The following is a 16,802-nucleotide window of genomic DNA, read 5'->3' as shown; positions in this document are numbered from 1 at the left end:
TTAGTGCGGCTATTCCAAAGACCACCACCCAAGCCACGGGATTTAAATCACATACTCAGCCAAGACAAAGGAGAAACGGTTAAAACTTTTCGCTTTTTACCGCGAAAATTCACCAACAAAAAAGGGGCTAAGCCCCTTTTGATGTATACATACGCTAAAACTGATAGCGCAAATTGAGTTGATAACTCAATAGATCATTCGGTTCGATATCTATGTATTGATAACCTAAACCCACGGACCAAGCATCACTAAATTGGTAACTAAAACGCACTCCCGCATACCAATCAGTACCATCCAAATCAGTCTTGATCCTGGTATTGCCCATGGTACTGCTAATATCGGCTTGCCAATGGAACAAGCCAACGGGTACTTCAAAGCGCCAACCTTGATGCTGCAGTAGGGTGAATCTCAGGCCCAACATGACCCCATCGGCAAGCACTGGGGTGACGGTTTTCACCAACTCATGGTATTGCTCCGGCGTTAAAGTTGCGCCCTTAATTTTCGCGCTTCCTTCACCAAAATCTGCATAGCCCAGTTCTAACGCTACGGTCGGCGTCCATTGATAACCCAGACTCACCCCAAATGCGGTATCCGAGTCATCGACGTTGATGAGCTGTCCCTCTCCGACTTGGACGTTCAACTCAGGCAGAGTTTTATCGGCCTGCGCTTGGCCAATGAAACCCTCAACATACCAGTCTGTTGCCTGTGCCTGTTGCGTCACACTGAGCAATAACAGGCTGCCTAAAGCAAATCGCTGTAACTCTCGGCGGCGCAACATGGCGCACGCTAAGATGAATGCCAACCCCCATAAGGTCATACTGCCACCTCCTGACTTATTATCGATAATGACCTCTTGATAGGCTTTCACTGTGATAAGCACTTGTCCTGTCGCTTCACCACCTTGGCCGTCGCTAATCCTATAGGTCACGGTATCCACGCCATCGAATCCTGTTTTAGGGATATAGCGCAGTTTATTCGCTTCGATAGTCACGGCGCCTTGTTGAGCCGTCGCACTTAACAGAGTCAACGTATTACCATCCACATCGGTGTCATTACTCAGCACGTCGATAAGCAAGCTGGTGCGATCATCGGTGGCGGCGCTATCGTCGACAGTCACAGGTGCTGTGTTGCCATTTACCACTATCGTCAACTCACTACTTGCCGTACCACCTTTGCCATCGGTAATGCTATATACCAACACATCGGTGCCGATAAAGTCTGCCGCCGGCGTGTAACTGATCCGTTGGTCCGCTAACACTGTGGCAGTACCAAACTCACTAATCACTTGAGTGATGCTCAAACTATCCCCATCACTATCCGTATCGTTGGCAAGCACGTTCACATCGATACTTTGGTTCCAGGCAATTGCTGCCGAGTCGGGATTGGCGACGGGCAAGTGGTTACCATTGAGCATCACAGCCACGCCACTTGGGTCAACAATAGTACGGTTAGCCACACCATCATCATCGTTAGGGCCGCCGTCTTCGATGGTTAACTGCACACACCAATGGCCTTCGGTTAATCCCGGCGTCCAACGGCTATCCCCCGGTGGAGGGCAGAAACCACGCTCACCTTCGGTACTGGCAACAGTGTTGTTTGCATCAATCACAAAGTCTCGCCAGCCCGCTTGAGCATTGAACTTGCGATAGACGGCATTCGCAGGAACGGGCGAGCGTTGTGGTAATACTAAGCTATAGCTTTGGCCCTGTTGTGGTAGGCCCGTCGCGATAAAGTCGAAAATACCACCAACATTGGCTGCTAAAGCATCTTCAGTCACGACTTCAGGTTGTAGCTGCATGCCGCTCTGCCCACGTCTTAGGGCAATATTCCCTAAACGTAAACAGACGCCCGCCTGCCCTTCGGCCAAGAAGTAAACTGGCTGCAATTCACCTTCAGGCATCACATTACAGTCGTTATTCGCATCCAAATAATCCGGAATACCATCGCTATCGCTATCGCTATAGCCTTCTTGAACATCGGGGATTAAATCGCCATCCGTATCGGCACTCGTCAATGCGGCTAAACTTGGACGCACTACGATGTACACTGTTTCGGTACTAGACAGCACAGGCGAACCATCATCGGTGGCAGTTAGGCTCACGGGATAAATCCCCGGAGTCACCGCTGCTGGAGAGAATGCCATGCCTGTCGAATCCGCTTGCAAACTTAGCGCGCCGCTTGCCCACGTCAGCGTTAATGTATCTTGCTCATTGGCATCGGATGCTGTGGCACGGATATGCACATCACCGCTATTTTGCGCGACAATGACTTGCTGCTGGCCAGCTTGAGTCACCGCCAAACTGACCTGTGGTGCAATATTAGCTTCGGTAATCACAACTTGGGTCTGCTGCTTACTACCAAGATTCAAGCTTGGATCTAGGCTGATAAGCACCTCTTCATCCCCTTCGGTCACACCATCATTCAGGGTAGTAAAGTGGATTTCCGCCATCTGTCCCGAGGTTATCTCGACAACACCATCAACCAAATCATGGTCGCTGCTATCGGCTGAACCGGATACTGTGAATGGAATACTCAGCGGATAACTCGGCGCCTCACCATTGAGATGAACACTCACAGTCACTTGGTTACCTTCGGCTACCACTTGATCTTTGCTCAGTGAAATCAATGGATTGACTTTGACTTTCTGCGCTTTAATCGCCTTATTACCCTCGCCATCCACTGCCTGCCAATAGGCTAAGTAGTTGCCAGGGGCGAAGAACAAGCTCTTATTCACCAGCGACACAGGCAATGGATGGCCATTACGGTCAACCGCCTTGGCAAAACCGAGTTTCACCCGCGTAAACAGGCCAGTCGCATTCACCTCAACATCATCAGGTAGAGTGATCACGGGTTGACTCGCTGAGTCAGTGCCTTCAATCAGCACATTCACTTTGGCGGTTGCCCGCCCTTTGTGACCATCGCTGATGGTATAACGCAGAGCCACAGGCCCCACATAAGCCTCGGGCGCGGTAAAACTGAGCCCATCTGAGGTGATTTGCACACTGCCAATATCTGCAGCAGCGCCATCAATCGTTAGGGTGTCCCCATCAACATCCACATCATTTGCCAATACGGTCAGTGTATAGGTGTCATTGGGGGTACTGGTTAAGGTATAGCTGTCATCGACAGCTTGAGGATCGTCGTTCACTGGCGTAACCGTAATGGTGACAGTCGCAGGCTCTGAGCTTAACTCTGCATCTTTAGCAATAAAGCCAATAGAATCAGTACCATTAAAATCCTTCTCAGGCGTATAGAGCCAGACACTACCATGTTGCTCTAAGGTACCAGAGGCAGGTTGCGCGGTGATCTCATAGGTCAGAGGATCATTATCGACATCCTCAGCGGCAAGCGTGATCATCAGCGAACTATCTTCCTCAAGAGTCACAGTCTGATTGGTCGCAATTGGCGCATCGTTAACATTAGCCACCACAATCGTAAAACTCTGGTCTGCGGTTAAACCATCCACATCCGTGGCGCGTAGCAATACCGCATGACTGCCCACGTTAGCGTTACTTGGGGTACCACTCAGGACGCCCGTCGCCACATTGAAGCTCAGCCAACTTGGGAGTGTGACGGCACTTAACGTGACACTGTCGCCCACATCACTGTCCGTCGCGACCAAGGTGTAGCTGTATGCCGCATCTTGAGTGGCACTGGTGAGTGCGGTTGAGCTGATGGTTGGTGCATCGTTAACGTTTGCCACCACAATCGTAAAGCTCTGGTCAATCGTCAGACCATCCCCGTCCGTGGCACGTAGCACCACCGCATGACTGCCCACGTTCGCGTTAGTTGGGGTACCACTCAGCACGCCTGTCGCCGCATTAAAGTTCAGCCAGCTTGGTAAGGTCACGGCACTTAAGGTGAGACTGTCGCCCACGTCGCTGTCTGTTGCGACCAAGGTGTAGCTATAGGCTGCATCCTGGGTCGCACTCGTTAACGCCGTCGAACTGATAGTCGGTGCATCGTTGACGTTTGTCACCACAATCGTAAAGCTCTGGTCAATCGTCAGACCATCCCCGTCCGTGGCGCGTAACAGTACCGCATGACTGCCCACGTTCGCGTTAGTTGGGGTACCACTCAGCACGCCTGTCGCCGCATTAAAGCTCAGCCAGCTTGGGAGTGTGACTGCGCTGAGAGTCAGACTGTCACCTACATCGCTGTCCGTCGCTACCAAGGTGTAGCTATAGGCCGCATCTTGGGTTGCACTCGTTAACGCCGTCGAACTGATAGTCGGTGCATCGTTGACGTTTGTCACCACAATCGTAAAGCTCTGGTCAATCGTCAGACCATCCCCGTCCGTGGCGCGTAACAGTACCGCATGACTGCCCACGTTCGCGTTAGTTGGGGTACCACTCAGCACGCCTGTCGCCGCATTAAAGCTCAGCCAGCTTGGGAGTGTGACTGCGCTGAGAGTCAGACTGTCACCTACATCGCTGTCCGTCGCTACCAAGGTGTAGCTATAGGCCGCATCTTGGGTTGCACTCGTTAACGCCGTCGAACTGATAGTCGGCGCATCGTTTACGTTTGCCACCACAATCGTAAAGCTCTGGTCAATCGTCAGACCATCCCCGTCCGTGGCGCGTAACAGTACCGCATGACTGCCCACGTTCGCGTTAGTTGGGGTACCACTCAGCACGCCTGTCGCCGCATTAAAGCTCAGCCAGCTTGGGAGTGTGACTGCGCTTAAGGTCAGACTGTCGCCCACGTCGCTGTCTGTTGCGACCAAGGTGTAGCTATAGGCTGCATCCTGGGTCGCACTCGTTAACGCCGTCGAGCTGATAGTCGGTGCATCGTTGACGTTTGTCACCACAATCGTAAAGCTCTGGTCAATCGTCAGACCATCCCCGTCCGTGGCACGTAGCACCACCGCATGACTGCCCACGTTCGCGTTAGTTGGGGTACCACTCAGCACGCCTGTCGCCGCATTAAAGCTCAGCCAGCTTGGGAGTGTGACTGCGCTTAAGGTCAGACTGTCACCTACATCGCTGTCCATCGCCACCAAGGTGTAGCTATAGGCCGCATCTTGGGTTGCACTCGTTAACGCCGTCGAACTGATAGTCGGCGCATCGTTTACGTTTGCCACCACAATCGTAAAGCTCTGGTCAATCGTCAGACCATCCCCGTCCGTGGCACGTAGCACCACCGCATGACTGCCCACGTTCGCGTTAGTTGGGGTACCACTCAGCACGCCTGTCGCCGCATTAAAGCTCAGCCAGCTTGGGAGTGTGACTGCGCTTAAGGTCAGACTGTCGCCCACATCGCTGTCCGTCGCTACCAAGGTGTAGCTATAGGCCGCATCCTGGGTTGCACTCGTTAACGCCGTCGAGCTGATAGTCGGTGCATCGTTGACGTTTGCCACCACTATCGTAAAGCTTTGGTCTGCCGTCAAGCCATCCACATCCGTGGCGCGTAACAGTACCGCATGACTGCCCACGTTCGCGTTAGTTGGGGTACCACTCAGCACGCCTGTCGCCGCATTAAAGCTCAGCCAGCTTGGGAGTGTGACTGCGCTTAAGGTCAGACTGTCGCCCACATCGCTGTCCGTCGCTACCAAGGTGTAGCTATAGGCCGCATCCTGGGTTGCACTCGTTAACGCCGTTGAACTGATAGTCGGTGCATCGTTGACGTTCGCCACCACAATCGTAAAGCTCTGGTCAATCGTCAGACCATCCCCGTCCGTGGCACGTAGCACCACCGCATGACTGCCCACGTTCGCGTTAGTTGGGGTACCACTCAGCACGCCTGTCGCCGCATTAAAGTTCAGCCAGCTTGGTAAGGTCACGGCACTTAAGGTGAGACTGTCTCCCACGTCGCTGTCTGTTGCGACCAAGGTGTAGCTATAGGCTGCATCCTGGGTCGCACTCGTTAACGCCGTCGAACTGATAGTCGGTGCATCGTTGACGTTTGTCACCACAATCGTAAAGCTCTGGTCAATCGTCAGACCATCCCCGTCCGTGGCGCGTAACAGTACCGCATGACTGCCCACGTTCGCGTTAGTTGGGGTACCACTCAGCACGCCTGTCGCCGCATTAAAGCTCAGCCAGCTTGGGAGTGTGACTGCGCTGAGAGTCAGACTGTCACCTACATCGCTGTCCATCGCCACCAAGGTGTAGCTATAGGCCGCATCTTGGGTTGCACTCGTTAACGCCGTCGAACTGATAGTCGGCGCATCGTTTACGTTTGCCACCACTATCGTAAAGCTCTGGTCAATCGTCAGACCATCCCCGTCCGTGGCGCGTAACAGTACCGCATGACTGCCCACGTTCGCGTTAGTTGGGGTACCACTCAGCACGCCTGTCGCCGCATTAAAGCTCAGCCAGCTTGGGAGTGTGACTGCGCTGAGAGTCAGACTGTCACCTACATCGCTGTCCATCGCCACCAAGGTGTAGCTATAGGCCGCATCTTGGGTTGCACTCGTTAACGCCGTCGAACTGATAGTCGGCGCATCGTTTACGTTTGCCACCACAATCGTAAAGCTCTGGTCAATCGTCAGACCATCCCCGTCCGTGGCGCGTAACAGTACCGCATGACTGCCCACGTTCGCGTTAGTTGGGGTACCACTCAGCACGCCTGTCGCCGCATTAAAGCTCAGCCAGCTTGGGAGTGTGACTGCGCTTAAGGTCAGACTGTCGCCCACGTCGCTGTCTGTTGCGACCAAGGTGTAGCTATAGGCTGCATCCTGGGTCGCACTCGTTAACGCCGTCGAGCTGATAGTCGGTGCATCGTTGACGTTTGTCACCACAATCGTAAAGCTCTGGTCAATCGTCAGACCATCCCCGTCCGTGGCACGTAGCACCACCGCATGACTGCCCACGTTCGCGTTAGTCGGGGTACCACTCAGCACGCCTGTCGCCGCATTAAAGCTCAGCCAGCTTGGGAGTGTGACTGCGCTGAGAGTCAGACTGTCACCTACATCGCTGTCCATCGCCACCAAGGTGTAGCTATAGGCCGCATCTTGGGTTGCACTCGTTAACGCCGTCGAACTGATAGTCGGCGCATCGTTTACGTTTGCCACCACTATCGTAAAGCTTTGGTCTGCCGTCAAGCCATCCACATCCGTGGCGCGTAACAGTACCGCATGACTGCCCACGTTCGCGTTACTTGGCGTACCACTCAGCACGCCCGTCGCCGCATTAAAGTTTAGCCAGCTTGGGAGTGTGACCGCACTGAGAGTCAGACTATCGCCCACATCGCTGTCCATCGCCACCAAGGTGTAGCTGTATGACACACCTTGGTTAACGGTTAACGTTGGTGTGCCATTAATGACTGGTGCGCCATTGGGTTTTACCGTGTTACTCGCCGATGAGGCACTACCTAAACCAGCCGAATTTGTCGCAGCTACAGTAAATGAATAGGAAGTACCGTTGGTTAATCCAGAGATAACAATGGGCGAAGAGCCGCCCGATGCAGTAATGCCGCCAGGAATCGAGACTAAGGTATATCCACTAATGGGCGCGCCACCACTAAATCCTGGAGCGGTAAAACTCACTGAGGCTTGAGCATCACCCGCTGTCGCGGTACCAATGGTTGGCGCACCAGGGGCTACTGCACTCACAATAAAGGAACGACTGACCTGAGCCGCAGGCAAATAACTGGCATTACCAGACTGGTCTGCATTGATGGTACAGGTACCAACTGTCAAAAAGGTCATAGCCCCATCATTGGTGATGGCACAAACACCCATTGTGGATGAGGTAAAAGTTGGCGTTAAACCTGAATCTGAAGTAGCGCTAAATGTTGGCGTCGAACCAAAGTTCTGCGCACCGGGGTTATTGAAAGTAATGGTCTGGCTTGCTTTGGGAGTAATAGAGTTTGATACAACTGACGCTGGGCCAGTACCTGCCGCATTATCAGCCCTTACAGTAAAAGTATAGGCCTGACCATTGGTTAAACCATTCACGACAATAGGGGAACCTACCCCATTCACTGGCAATACATCAGGCGGACTGACACTAACAGTATATCCGGTAATGGAAGTTCCACCTGTATTAACAGGATCCGTAAAGGACACACTAGCCTGGGTATCCCCAGCTATAGCAGCAACACTGGTAGGCGCTCCAGGCAAGGCAGGATTAACCGTAAAGGTCCGGGATACTTGATGAGCAGGTAGATAGGCAGAATTGCCAGGCTGGTCCGCATTAATAGTGCAGGAGCCAGCAGTCACAAATGTCAATGTTGTGCTATTGACCGTACAAACACTGGTAGTGGATGAAGTAAAGGCGACAGTCAAACCGGAATCAGCTGTTGCTGTCAACATCGGCGAAGTACCAAAACTTTGCGCGCCAGGGTTAGCAAAGGTAATAGTTTGCGGTGACGCTGGCGTAATGGAATTGGATGCAGCCGAGGCAGAACCTGTTCCCGCCGAGTTGGTCGCAGTGACCGTAAAGGTATAAGACACGCCATTTGTCAGGCCAGTAACCGTAATGGGTGAGCCAGCACCAGTCCCAGTAGCACCGCCAGGGTTGGCAGTGGCTGTATAGCCAGTAATTGCAGCACCGCCAAAACTTGCGGGTGCAATAAAGCTAATCGATGCCTGAGTATCCCCAGCGGTGGCAGTGCCAATCGTTGGAGCTCCAGGCACCACAGCATTTACTGTAAAGGTTCTGCTGACAGTGGTTGCCGCATGGGTAGAGCCATCACCGACTTGATCAGCATCAATGGTACAAGAGCCAGCAGTAACAAATGTCAATGTTGTGCTATTGACCGTACAAACCCCGGTAGTCGATGAACTAAAACTGACGGTTAACCCCGACGTGGAAGTTGCGCTCAGGGTTGGACTGCTACCAAAGTTCTGTGCACCGGGATTTGCAAAGGTAATAGTCTGATCAGTCATCGGAGTCGAGGAACCAGAGGTAGCGGAGGCTGCACTGGTGCCTATGGCATTGGTCGCAGTTACCGTAAAGGTATAGGCGGTGCCGTTTGTCAGGCCAGTTACTGTTATCGGAGAAGACGTAAATCCATTACCACCAGCAGTAATACCATCAGGGCTGGATGTCACGGTGTAACCAGTAATCGCCGAGCCGCCGTTATTGGACGGTGCAGTAAAGGCGACGGAAACCTGTCCATCACCCGCTGTTGCAACCCCTATGGTGGGTGCATCCGGTGCAGTTGGAATGGCTACCGTATGGGGCGTGCCACTGGTATAAGCTGCTGGGCCAGCATTGCCAGCCGGATCAGAAATATTGGTGGAACCATTCAGGTTGAGCTTTATCGTGCCATTGCCAGTAATACCACTCACCGTCACTGTCACACTGGAGCCCGAACCAGCAGATACACTAGCAATCGTGCCTGTTGCACTACCCGTAGTTCCCAAAGCGAAATCGTCAGTGGAAATATTGCTGACAGACTCACTGAAGTTCACGGTGAAATCAACACTGGTATCAGTGGATACTGCTCCACCACTTGGGGCAGTACTGGTCACAGAGGGCACGACACCATCCACCACCAAGGCTTTGTTAGCGCCTAATGAATTAGCCGTTCCGGGTGAAGCCAGCGTCAGGGTTGCGTTGTTGGTAGCCGCATCGCGAATGGTACCGCCATTTAACGACAATGAGGTGGTTGCGACATAATCCAGATCGGAAGAGTTATCACCAGACTGGATGGTGTAGCTAAACGTAAGTGTGCTTGAACCGCTACCGCTCGCATAATTAATCGTTCGATCTGTTGTGCCTGTTTCAAGGGTTAATTGCGGCGTACCAGTGACATTCACCACTTCACTAAAGTTAACTTGAATACTGATGTTATCGCCCACTTTATAAGTGCCATTGGCTGTACTGGAATTGGCCGAGGCCACTGTGGGCACAACACCATCAATCACCAGGGCTTTATTTACTCCCAGAGAGTTGGCCGCGCCGGGTGAAGCTAGAGTCAGAGTTGCATTATTACTTGCCGCATCTCTGATGGTGCCACCATTGAGCGTAAGTGAGTTGGTAGTTACATAGTCCAGATCAGCACTGGTATCGCCTGCCTGCACCGTATAGCTAAAATTGAGTGTGCTTGTACCCGTGCCACTAGTGTAATTGATTGTGCGGTCTGTCGAGCCTGTCTCCAACGTCAACTGCGGAGTGCCAGTCACGTTCACATTTTCACTGAAGTTGACTTGAACAGTTATAACATCACCTAATTTGTAGGTGCCATTTGCAGTACTGGAATTAACAGAGCTGACAGTGGGAGGGGTGATATCAGGAACCGTATTAAATACGAAGCTATCAAATATATCAAAATAACCGCCGCTATTTGAAGTAATAACTACCTTGTCAACATTATCAAAGGGATTGTTGTTTAACGTTACAGTAAATGAGCCATTAGCCTGACCAAATCCTGACCCAGTACTTTGAGTCCCCACAGATGATCCGTCTCTAAAGCCCTCAACCGAGGCAAAACCACCACCAAATGCATTGATGTAAAAACTAACGAAGTCAAATTCATTGCCCGAGGTGGTTTCGACAGTAATTGTTTCAACTCCAGAATACATACCTGCAAATACCCCGGCAGAATTACTCTGACCATCATCCGTATCCTGAAACCAGTTAGCGGCGCTGTAAGTTATTTTAAAGTCACCCTGTGTAAAAACATTTGATCCATGATCTGCACTCTCAATAAAACCAGAAGAATTAAAGTCTATAGTGACATTGGAAGGAATTGAGGCTGCATAGCCATTTATACTGAGTAATGCGACTGCTGCAAAACACAGCCGAGCGATCCACTTAATGCCCGTATTTATTATGACAAATCTACAAGCAGAAGTTTGATATCGGTCATCGGGATAACCTGTTTTGCAGCGTGACATACTAAGTTCCTTAAAGCTGTGCACGAGGAATTTGATTTAATTCAAGAAGCTAAAATCTAGTACTCCAGAAGGTTTTCCTCTCTAGATTACTAAGATATTTTAATAGCAATTATCCGCCGTTAATTACGCGACGGATAAATACCCTCCAACGCGATAATAAAATTCATTCCCAGATAGGGATTGCGAATTCCGACAGGCAGCCCCCCGCCGACAGGACCAACGGTTACTGTGCCTGTAGGTGTTACGCTACCCTGCACTCCACCGAGGCTGGCCTTTGTAGAGTCTGGCGCCGTACCAGTAAACAACCCATTAAACGCAACATTTGCAGGCCCCGCCTTAGCTGTCGTAGCAGAGAGGTAGGTAGTTGCGCCCGTTGCCGGAGGAACCATTGCAGTGGCCGTAGTGGTAGCAACATCAACAGTTGCTGCCACACTACTTGCATTGCCAGTGAAAGTAGCTGTTGGTGTATGAATAGGTAGCTGATTGGTTGTGAGATTGATGTTCTCAGCACCCGAGCTCTGCCCGAGAACAACTGTTGTCAAACCTCCCCCAGTTCCAGTACCCACAGGAGTACGACTTTGCAGATTAGGCAATCCAAAGGTTGTGGTGCCATTGCCACCATAGTTTGTACCCAGAAGAGAGAAGAGCGCGGTGTAGGTGGAAATGGCCAGTAACTGTCCATTGCAAAGCGCCCAGCCACGCGGAGCGAAAGTACCAGCGAACATGCGGATTTCTCCAATAAATGGATCTGCCATTGTATTTCTCCTTAAATAACGATTTTGTCTATGTAACGTCTTTTAATGGTTTAATTACTCACGACAATTAATCGACAGCGAGTTCCTTCTGCTGATTACAACATCATCCGCATCACACATTGGGGAGGGTATTATGCAACACAATTAAAACAGCTTAGTTACAACTAAACATATCTGAAAAATCGGCAAACACAATTAAGCAGAAATAATTTTGTGTAAATTATCAGCCGACGTTTAAGGCCACTGCATTGACTCATAGGTTTCGGAACTGCTTTGAAACTGAAATCCATGCCGTAAATAGAGTGATTTAGCTTGAGTATTTTCACTCTCTACTGATAAATGAACAGGCAACTGACGTTGGCTCGCCTCAAGCTTAACCGCCTCCAATACCGCAGAGCCTAAACCGCGGCCTCGCATGCTTGGCGTAATAATAAAATCAACAAGATGAACCCTATGCTCATTAAGATCGAGCATCAGTTTGCCGACCGCTTGTTGCTGATAAAACAAAATGTAGCTGATGGCATGTGGATATTGTTCCCGATAGGAGACTTGTTGCAGCCGATATTGTTGCTCCAACATGTTCTGTGCGATATCAAGGGGTAAACCAAGCTCATAGAAGAAGGTTTTAGTCGAATAAAAAAGCTCGGCCATAAATAGGTTATCGTTTGCGTTAGCAGGCTTAATACTCAAGCCAGTTAATGGATTTAACTCAGCTAGCATCATGGTTTTTTTCTCGAGCTAAAGGTTGCAACAGTTGCTCATAAGCATTCAATAACAGCTGCCATGAGATAGTTTGTGATTCATTTAATAGGGTAGATTGCGCGGGTACCATGGGCACAAACAATTGCCCTTGCCGCTTAACATCAAAGCGCCAGTGGTGTTGCCAGTGCTCGATATCTTCTTCAGCTAACGGCCAGTCTAGAATGGCCGAAAGTATGCTGGGTTTAAGTGCATTTAATTGTTGATAATCCATTAAGATGCAACGACTTGATTGATAAAGTGCAGCGGTTTGCTGGGTAAAACCATGTAACACACCCATTCGAAATACGTCTAAACTAAGCTCACCATGCGTGTTTTCACTAAGCGGCAATGAATAGGGGAATACAGCCTTCACCCGTCCCGCCATATGCATCCCAGCCTCTCGTTGATGCGAAGCCAAAATATCTCTGGGATGGCGCATCAGACATAGCACTCGACTATCAGGATAGAGTTCTAGCAACATGGGCCAACAAGCTAAATCCCACGCATTCCACTTGATCACTAGCTCACACTCATCAGGCCTCAACCGCCCTTGTAGCCTTAAACATAAATCCACCAGCTGCGGTATTAAGCTCGAAGGCCAAGCATCATGGTGCATCACATCGCTGCAGAGCATAGATTCGGATAACACTCGGCACGTTTTGAGTAGGGAAAAACTGCTAGAAACCAGTGTTGACCCACAACGGGACCAATGGAAAATCATCAAATTCGGATTGATCGAAGGCAGACTTTCGCGTTGGGATAGTAAGGGTTCGAGCAAGGTTTGAGGTTGGATAAAACTGGCCAGTAAACCACGGCGAGCATCGCAGATATCGTCCTCCAAGAAAGGCTTTGATAACCGCTGAAAGACAGGAACCCAACTGGTTGTTTTGGTTTGAGCATGATAACGAGAAGGAAACCAAACTTGGCTAAAGCGTGCTAAATCCGGAATGAAGCCTTGTTGCTGCAAGGCAATAAATGCCAGCATCTGCTCTAAATTTAGCTCGGGCCAATTGAGGAAGTCGGCCATCAAAGTAATAAAATGCTCAACATCCTGCGCTTGATGCAGTAAAAACAATGATTCAGGCTGATGCAGCAATTGCCAATAGCGTTGCTGCTGTTCATGAATATCAATCATTGGCTAGCCATTGGGTAGAAGTTAATGTACTGCACCATGCGGGGTAACAGGCCTCGATTTGGCGTCGGTCCATGGGGCAATGCATGGTGCCAAATAATTAAATCCCCTGCATTTGCCGCAATGGGTTTAATGGACCACTCCTCCCAACGCTGTTGCTGCAACTCAATATCAGTCTTGTTTCGTTCCTGTAGCCAGGTTTCTATTTTGAGGTGAAAGCCGGGAACACAACAAAATGCCCCCTGCTCGGCAGGGGTATCTGTCAGATAAATCAATCCTTGAGTCCCAAATGGCACAGGTAGTTGCAGTGGCATGTCCCAATGCATATTGGGGCCAGGAAACTGCCAAGTGGGCGTTTCAGGAGGATTAAAACTCACTCTATCAGTTGTCATCACTAAATCGGTACGCTGCCATAATTGTTCAAAGACTTGGCGGATTAGCGGTGTTTGCCGATTGGCATCGAGGATGGGATGACGAAATAACTGCAGCATGATTTTCTGCATCAACTCATGGGACTGGTACCAAGTTGATGGATCATTTTCATTCGCGCCAAGCTGCTGCCAAATCACGGCTCGACTCGCCGCACATTGCGCTTTTGACAACACTTGCGGGATGACTATATAACCTTCCCGTTGCCAAGAGGAGAGTTGGGCGTCGGTAAGCACTTGAGGTAAAGCTGCACCATAAGCTAGCTCTGTATTGCCGCTTTCTGGCTCAGCTTGGGATAAGGCACGCAATCGCTGATTGATGCCAACGATATCCGCTGTAGTCAGCTGAGTTTGCCTTTGAACGAAGGCGATAAAATCAGCCTGTGTATCATATTGATAGAGCGCCTTCATCCCAGGCTCTAATCCAATGCCGCACAAATCCAGCAGCGCTTTATCTAGGTTCCATTCTCTCTCAGTAACCTCATTGACCTGTCCACGCTTTTGCAACTGAATTTTTTGCCATAGTCGCTGCAAGTGATAAATCCCCAAACAACTCAAATCCTCACTGCCAACAAGTGGCAATTTCTGCTGCTGATATTGGAAGATAAAATCGGGATAGGTTCCCAGCTCGTAGCTAAAGTCCACTCGACTCAGTGGTTTAAGCCACAGGGATTTTTTATATTGAGATAGGGTTAATTGTGATTGATTTTCAAGTAATTGGTGTTCGCCATAGACCCTGATTTTTGTCGTCAATTTTAGGTTTATGGGTTGAGGATCATAATCGGGTAACAATAAGCTCCCCGCTAACCCACTTCTGTCACCTTGAGCGAGCAAGCGGGCATGGGCTAAATCGAGACAGAATAAAGGGCCCAAATATATTGGCGGCTGCTCTTTTAGCTCGAGCCACGCATCCAACTCAATCGACTCGGGGATCAAACATCCATCCTCTGCTAAAAAATGCTGTAGATGGCTAAAAATCTGTACCTGCGGTTCCTGTTGCAGCAGGTGTTTCATGGTTTCAGAAATAATTAGATCAAAGGCTTGTGTTGATGCTGGCCGCCAAAGCGTAGCGTCAGCACAGATAAGCGCATCGACACGATCCGCTACATCGAAATATGCCAGTAGCTTTTCCACACTCTCCAATGACGCTCGATGAATGTCGAGTATGGTTACTCGCACTTGCTTAGCCGTAAATAGCGGTAATAGGGCCAAAATTAACCAAGCAAAAGGCCCGGTTCCGGCATAGAGTATGTGCACTGGTTGGTTCGAGTTAGCTTTAAGTTTGTCCTGTATCGCTTGATGAATTCCCTGAATAAACACTCTGCTACGCTCGGGATCTTCTGCACATTGCGCCGCAGTTGTTGGAGATACCGCCTTGCCAAAAGGGGTCATGCTGGCCTCAGTATCGAGAAACAACGCCGGGTGCAGCTCCAACCCTGTCAATTGGCATAACTGCGCCAGCATTGGATCGATAAGCCGCTTAGCCTCCCCCGCAGAGTGAGATTGCAGTAGCGCCTGTGCAAACAGCTTTAATCTCAAAAGCGCCTCGCGCTGCCCTGCATCAGGCTTTGATCTTGGCATCATGGATAAGCTCCTTTAACCACGAGTTGACTTCACAGTCGATCACCAAATTGATTCTGGCCTCCACACCTTTGTTCGCGACCCAATGGGTTTGGTCGGCATTGATATACCACAGCTCCCCCGCCTGCATAGGCACACGCTTATCGTCCACATAAAAATGCAGTTGGGCGTGGGTTTGAATGGGAAGATGCAATCTTGCTTCGCCTTGCTCTAGGGATAAGCCTTGATCCCTATGGGGTTTGATTTCAGCACCAGCGTGTAAACGCATTAAGCGTACCGATTTAACCGAGCAAGCAAGGGATTGAATAAACTGCAGCAGCACGGGGCTCGATTCTAATGAGGGCAAGTTATCCCAATCTGTTGCGGCACTAATTGAAAAGGCCTGCAAAATAGGGTGCGCGACTCGATATTCCTCGGCGCAGCGTAGGGCCAACACATCCCAACCACCCTGCGAGCCCGCGTGATAATCCCGCTGGTTTATGTGCGGCAACCACTCATGCTGCAACAAAGAAGTGAGTTCTTGCTGTAAACTAGTGATATTCGGGGCTTGGGTAAGTAAGGCAAATGAGCAGATATCCATATCCAAGTGTCTCATTTTTAGACAAAAACGAATTAATCAAGCCTAGCACAAAGTGTCATGCTGACAAGATAGGCTAATGTAAACCTCATTCTGAGCCGAGTGAACCACACAGGACATCCCATGTTTGACTGGAAGAAGATTGATACTGTACTGCTCGATATGGATGGCACCCTGCTCGACCTGCACTTTGATAACCATTTTTGGTTGAGTCTGGTACCGCAGGAGCTGAGCAAGCAACGGGGATTAAGCCAGAGCCAGGCACAACAACTGGTAGAAGAAGCCTACGGCAGAGTCGCGGGCACGCTCGACTGGTATTGCCTCGATTATTGGCAATCCGAGTTACAACTCGACATTATGGGGCTTCACCGTAACTTAGTTGACCGTATTCAGCTGCGCCAAGACAGCATGCCATTTCTCGATGCCCTTGCCGCCGCGGGTAAAAAACGCATCTTAGTCACCAATGCCCACCCTAAGAGTCTTACGCTTAAGCTGGAGCACACTGAACTGGCAAGCGGCTTAGATGCGATGATTTCGAGCCATGAAACAGGTTATCCCAAGGAACACCCACAATTTTGGCAAACGCTATTTGAAAAATTCGCCCTAGTGCCTGAGCGCTGCCTGTTTATCGATGATAGCGAGCCTATTTTGAATGCAGCGCGCTTAGCGGGCGTAGGTCATCAGCTCGGGATCTGCAATCCCGATAGCCAGAAACCGACCAAAACCTTCAATGATTTTCCGGCCATTAGCGACTATCGCCTGCTGTTTGCCGATCTAGCGGGTTAATCCTTTAAAAACA

At 50.3% G+C, this 16,802-nt stretch carries 7 protein-coding genes; 1 reads left to right on the top strand and 6 read right to left on the bottom strand.

The genetic code is table 11. The annotated features are described in order from the left end of the window. Positions 1 to 154 precede the first annotated feature (154 nt). The 6 genes from SHEWANA3_RS23090 to SHEWANA3_RS00855 all read right to left on the bottom strand — a co-directional run bounded on the left by SHEWANA3_RS23090 (position 155) and on the right by SHEWANA3_RS00855 (position 16,006). Positions 155 to 10,474, bottom strand: a complete 10,320-nt coding sequence (locus SHEWANA3_RS23090) for a putative Ig domain-containing protein (protein WP_244096590.1) — start codon at positions 10,472 to 10,474, stop codon at positions 155 to 157. A 434-nt stretch (positions 10,475 to 10,908) separates the two neighbouring features. After that, the gene (locus SHEWANA3_RS00875; RefSeq protein ID WP_011715437.1) at positions 10,909 to 11,544 is read right to left on the bottom strand and encodes a tail fiber protein; all 636 of its coding nucleotides are present in this window, start codon (positions 11,542 to 11,544) and stop codon (positions 10,909 to 10,911) included. Positions 11,545 to 11,778: 234 nt separating this feature from the next. Then, complete coding sequence (locus SHEWANA3_RS00870; RefSeq protein ID WP_011715436.1) at positions 11,779 to 12,267, bottom strand: GNAT family N-acetyltransferase; 489 nt, start codon at positions 12,265 to 12,267, stop codon at positions 11,779 to 11,781. After that, entirely contained in the window at positions 12,254 to 13,420 is a 1,167-nt protein-coding gene (locus SHEWANA3_RS00865) for a hypothetical protein (RefSeq protein ID WP_011715435.1), read from the bottom strand. Before SHEWANA3_RS00865 ends, SHEWANA3_RS00870 begins: the two co-directional genes overlap by 14 nt. Beyond that, positions 13,417 to 15,429 carry a phytanoyl-CoA dioxygenase family protein gene (locus SHEWANA3_RS00860; RefSeq protein ID WP_011715434.1) on the bottom strand — a complete coding sequence of 671 codons (2,013 nt, stop codon included), beginning with the start codon at positions 15,427 to 15,429 and terminating at the stop codon, positions 13,417 to 13,419. Before SHEWANA3_RS00860 ends, SHEWANA3_RS00865 begins: the two co-directional genes overlap by 4 nt. Continuing rightward, positions 15,407 to 16,006 (bottom strand): aspartyl/asparaginyl beta-hydroxylase domain-containing protein, encoded by a 600-nt coding sequence (locus SHEWANA3_RS00855; RefSeq protein WP_041412481.1) that lies wholly within the window; start codon positions 16,004 to 16,006, stop codon positions 15,407 to 15,409. The genes SHEWANA3_RS00860 and SHEWANA3_RS00855 overlap by 23 nt, the downstream gene beginning before the upstream one ends. A 120-nt stretch (positions 16,007 to 16,126) precedes the next feature. On the opposite strand from SHEWANA3_RS00855, the gene yrfG reads away from it, so the two are divergent. Further along, the gene (gene yrfG / locus SHEWANA3_RS00850) at positions 16,127 to 16,789 is read left to right on the top strand and encodes a GMP/IMP nucleotidase (RefSeq protein WP_011715432.1); all 663 of its coding nucleotides are present in this window, start codon (positions 16,127 to 16,129) and stop codon (positions 16,787 to 16,789) included. Positions 16,790 to 16,802 lie beyond the last annotated feature (13 nt).

The sequence above is a fragment of the Shewanella sp. ANA-3 genome (assembly GCF_000203935.1).
Lineage (GTDB): Bacteria > Pseudomonadota > Gammaproteobacteria > Enterobacterales > Shewanellaceae > Shewanella.
This window is presented reverse-complemented; position numbering and strand designations above follow the sequence as displayed.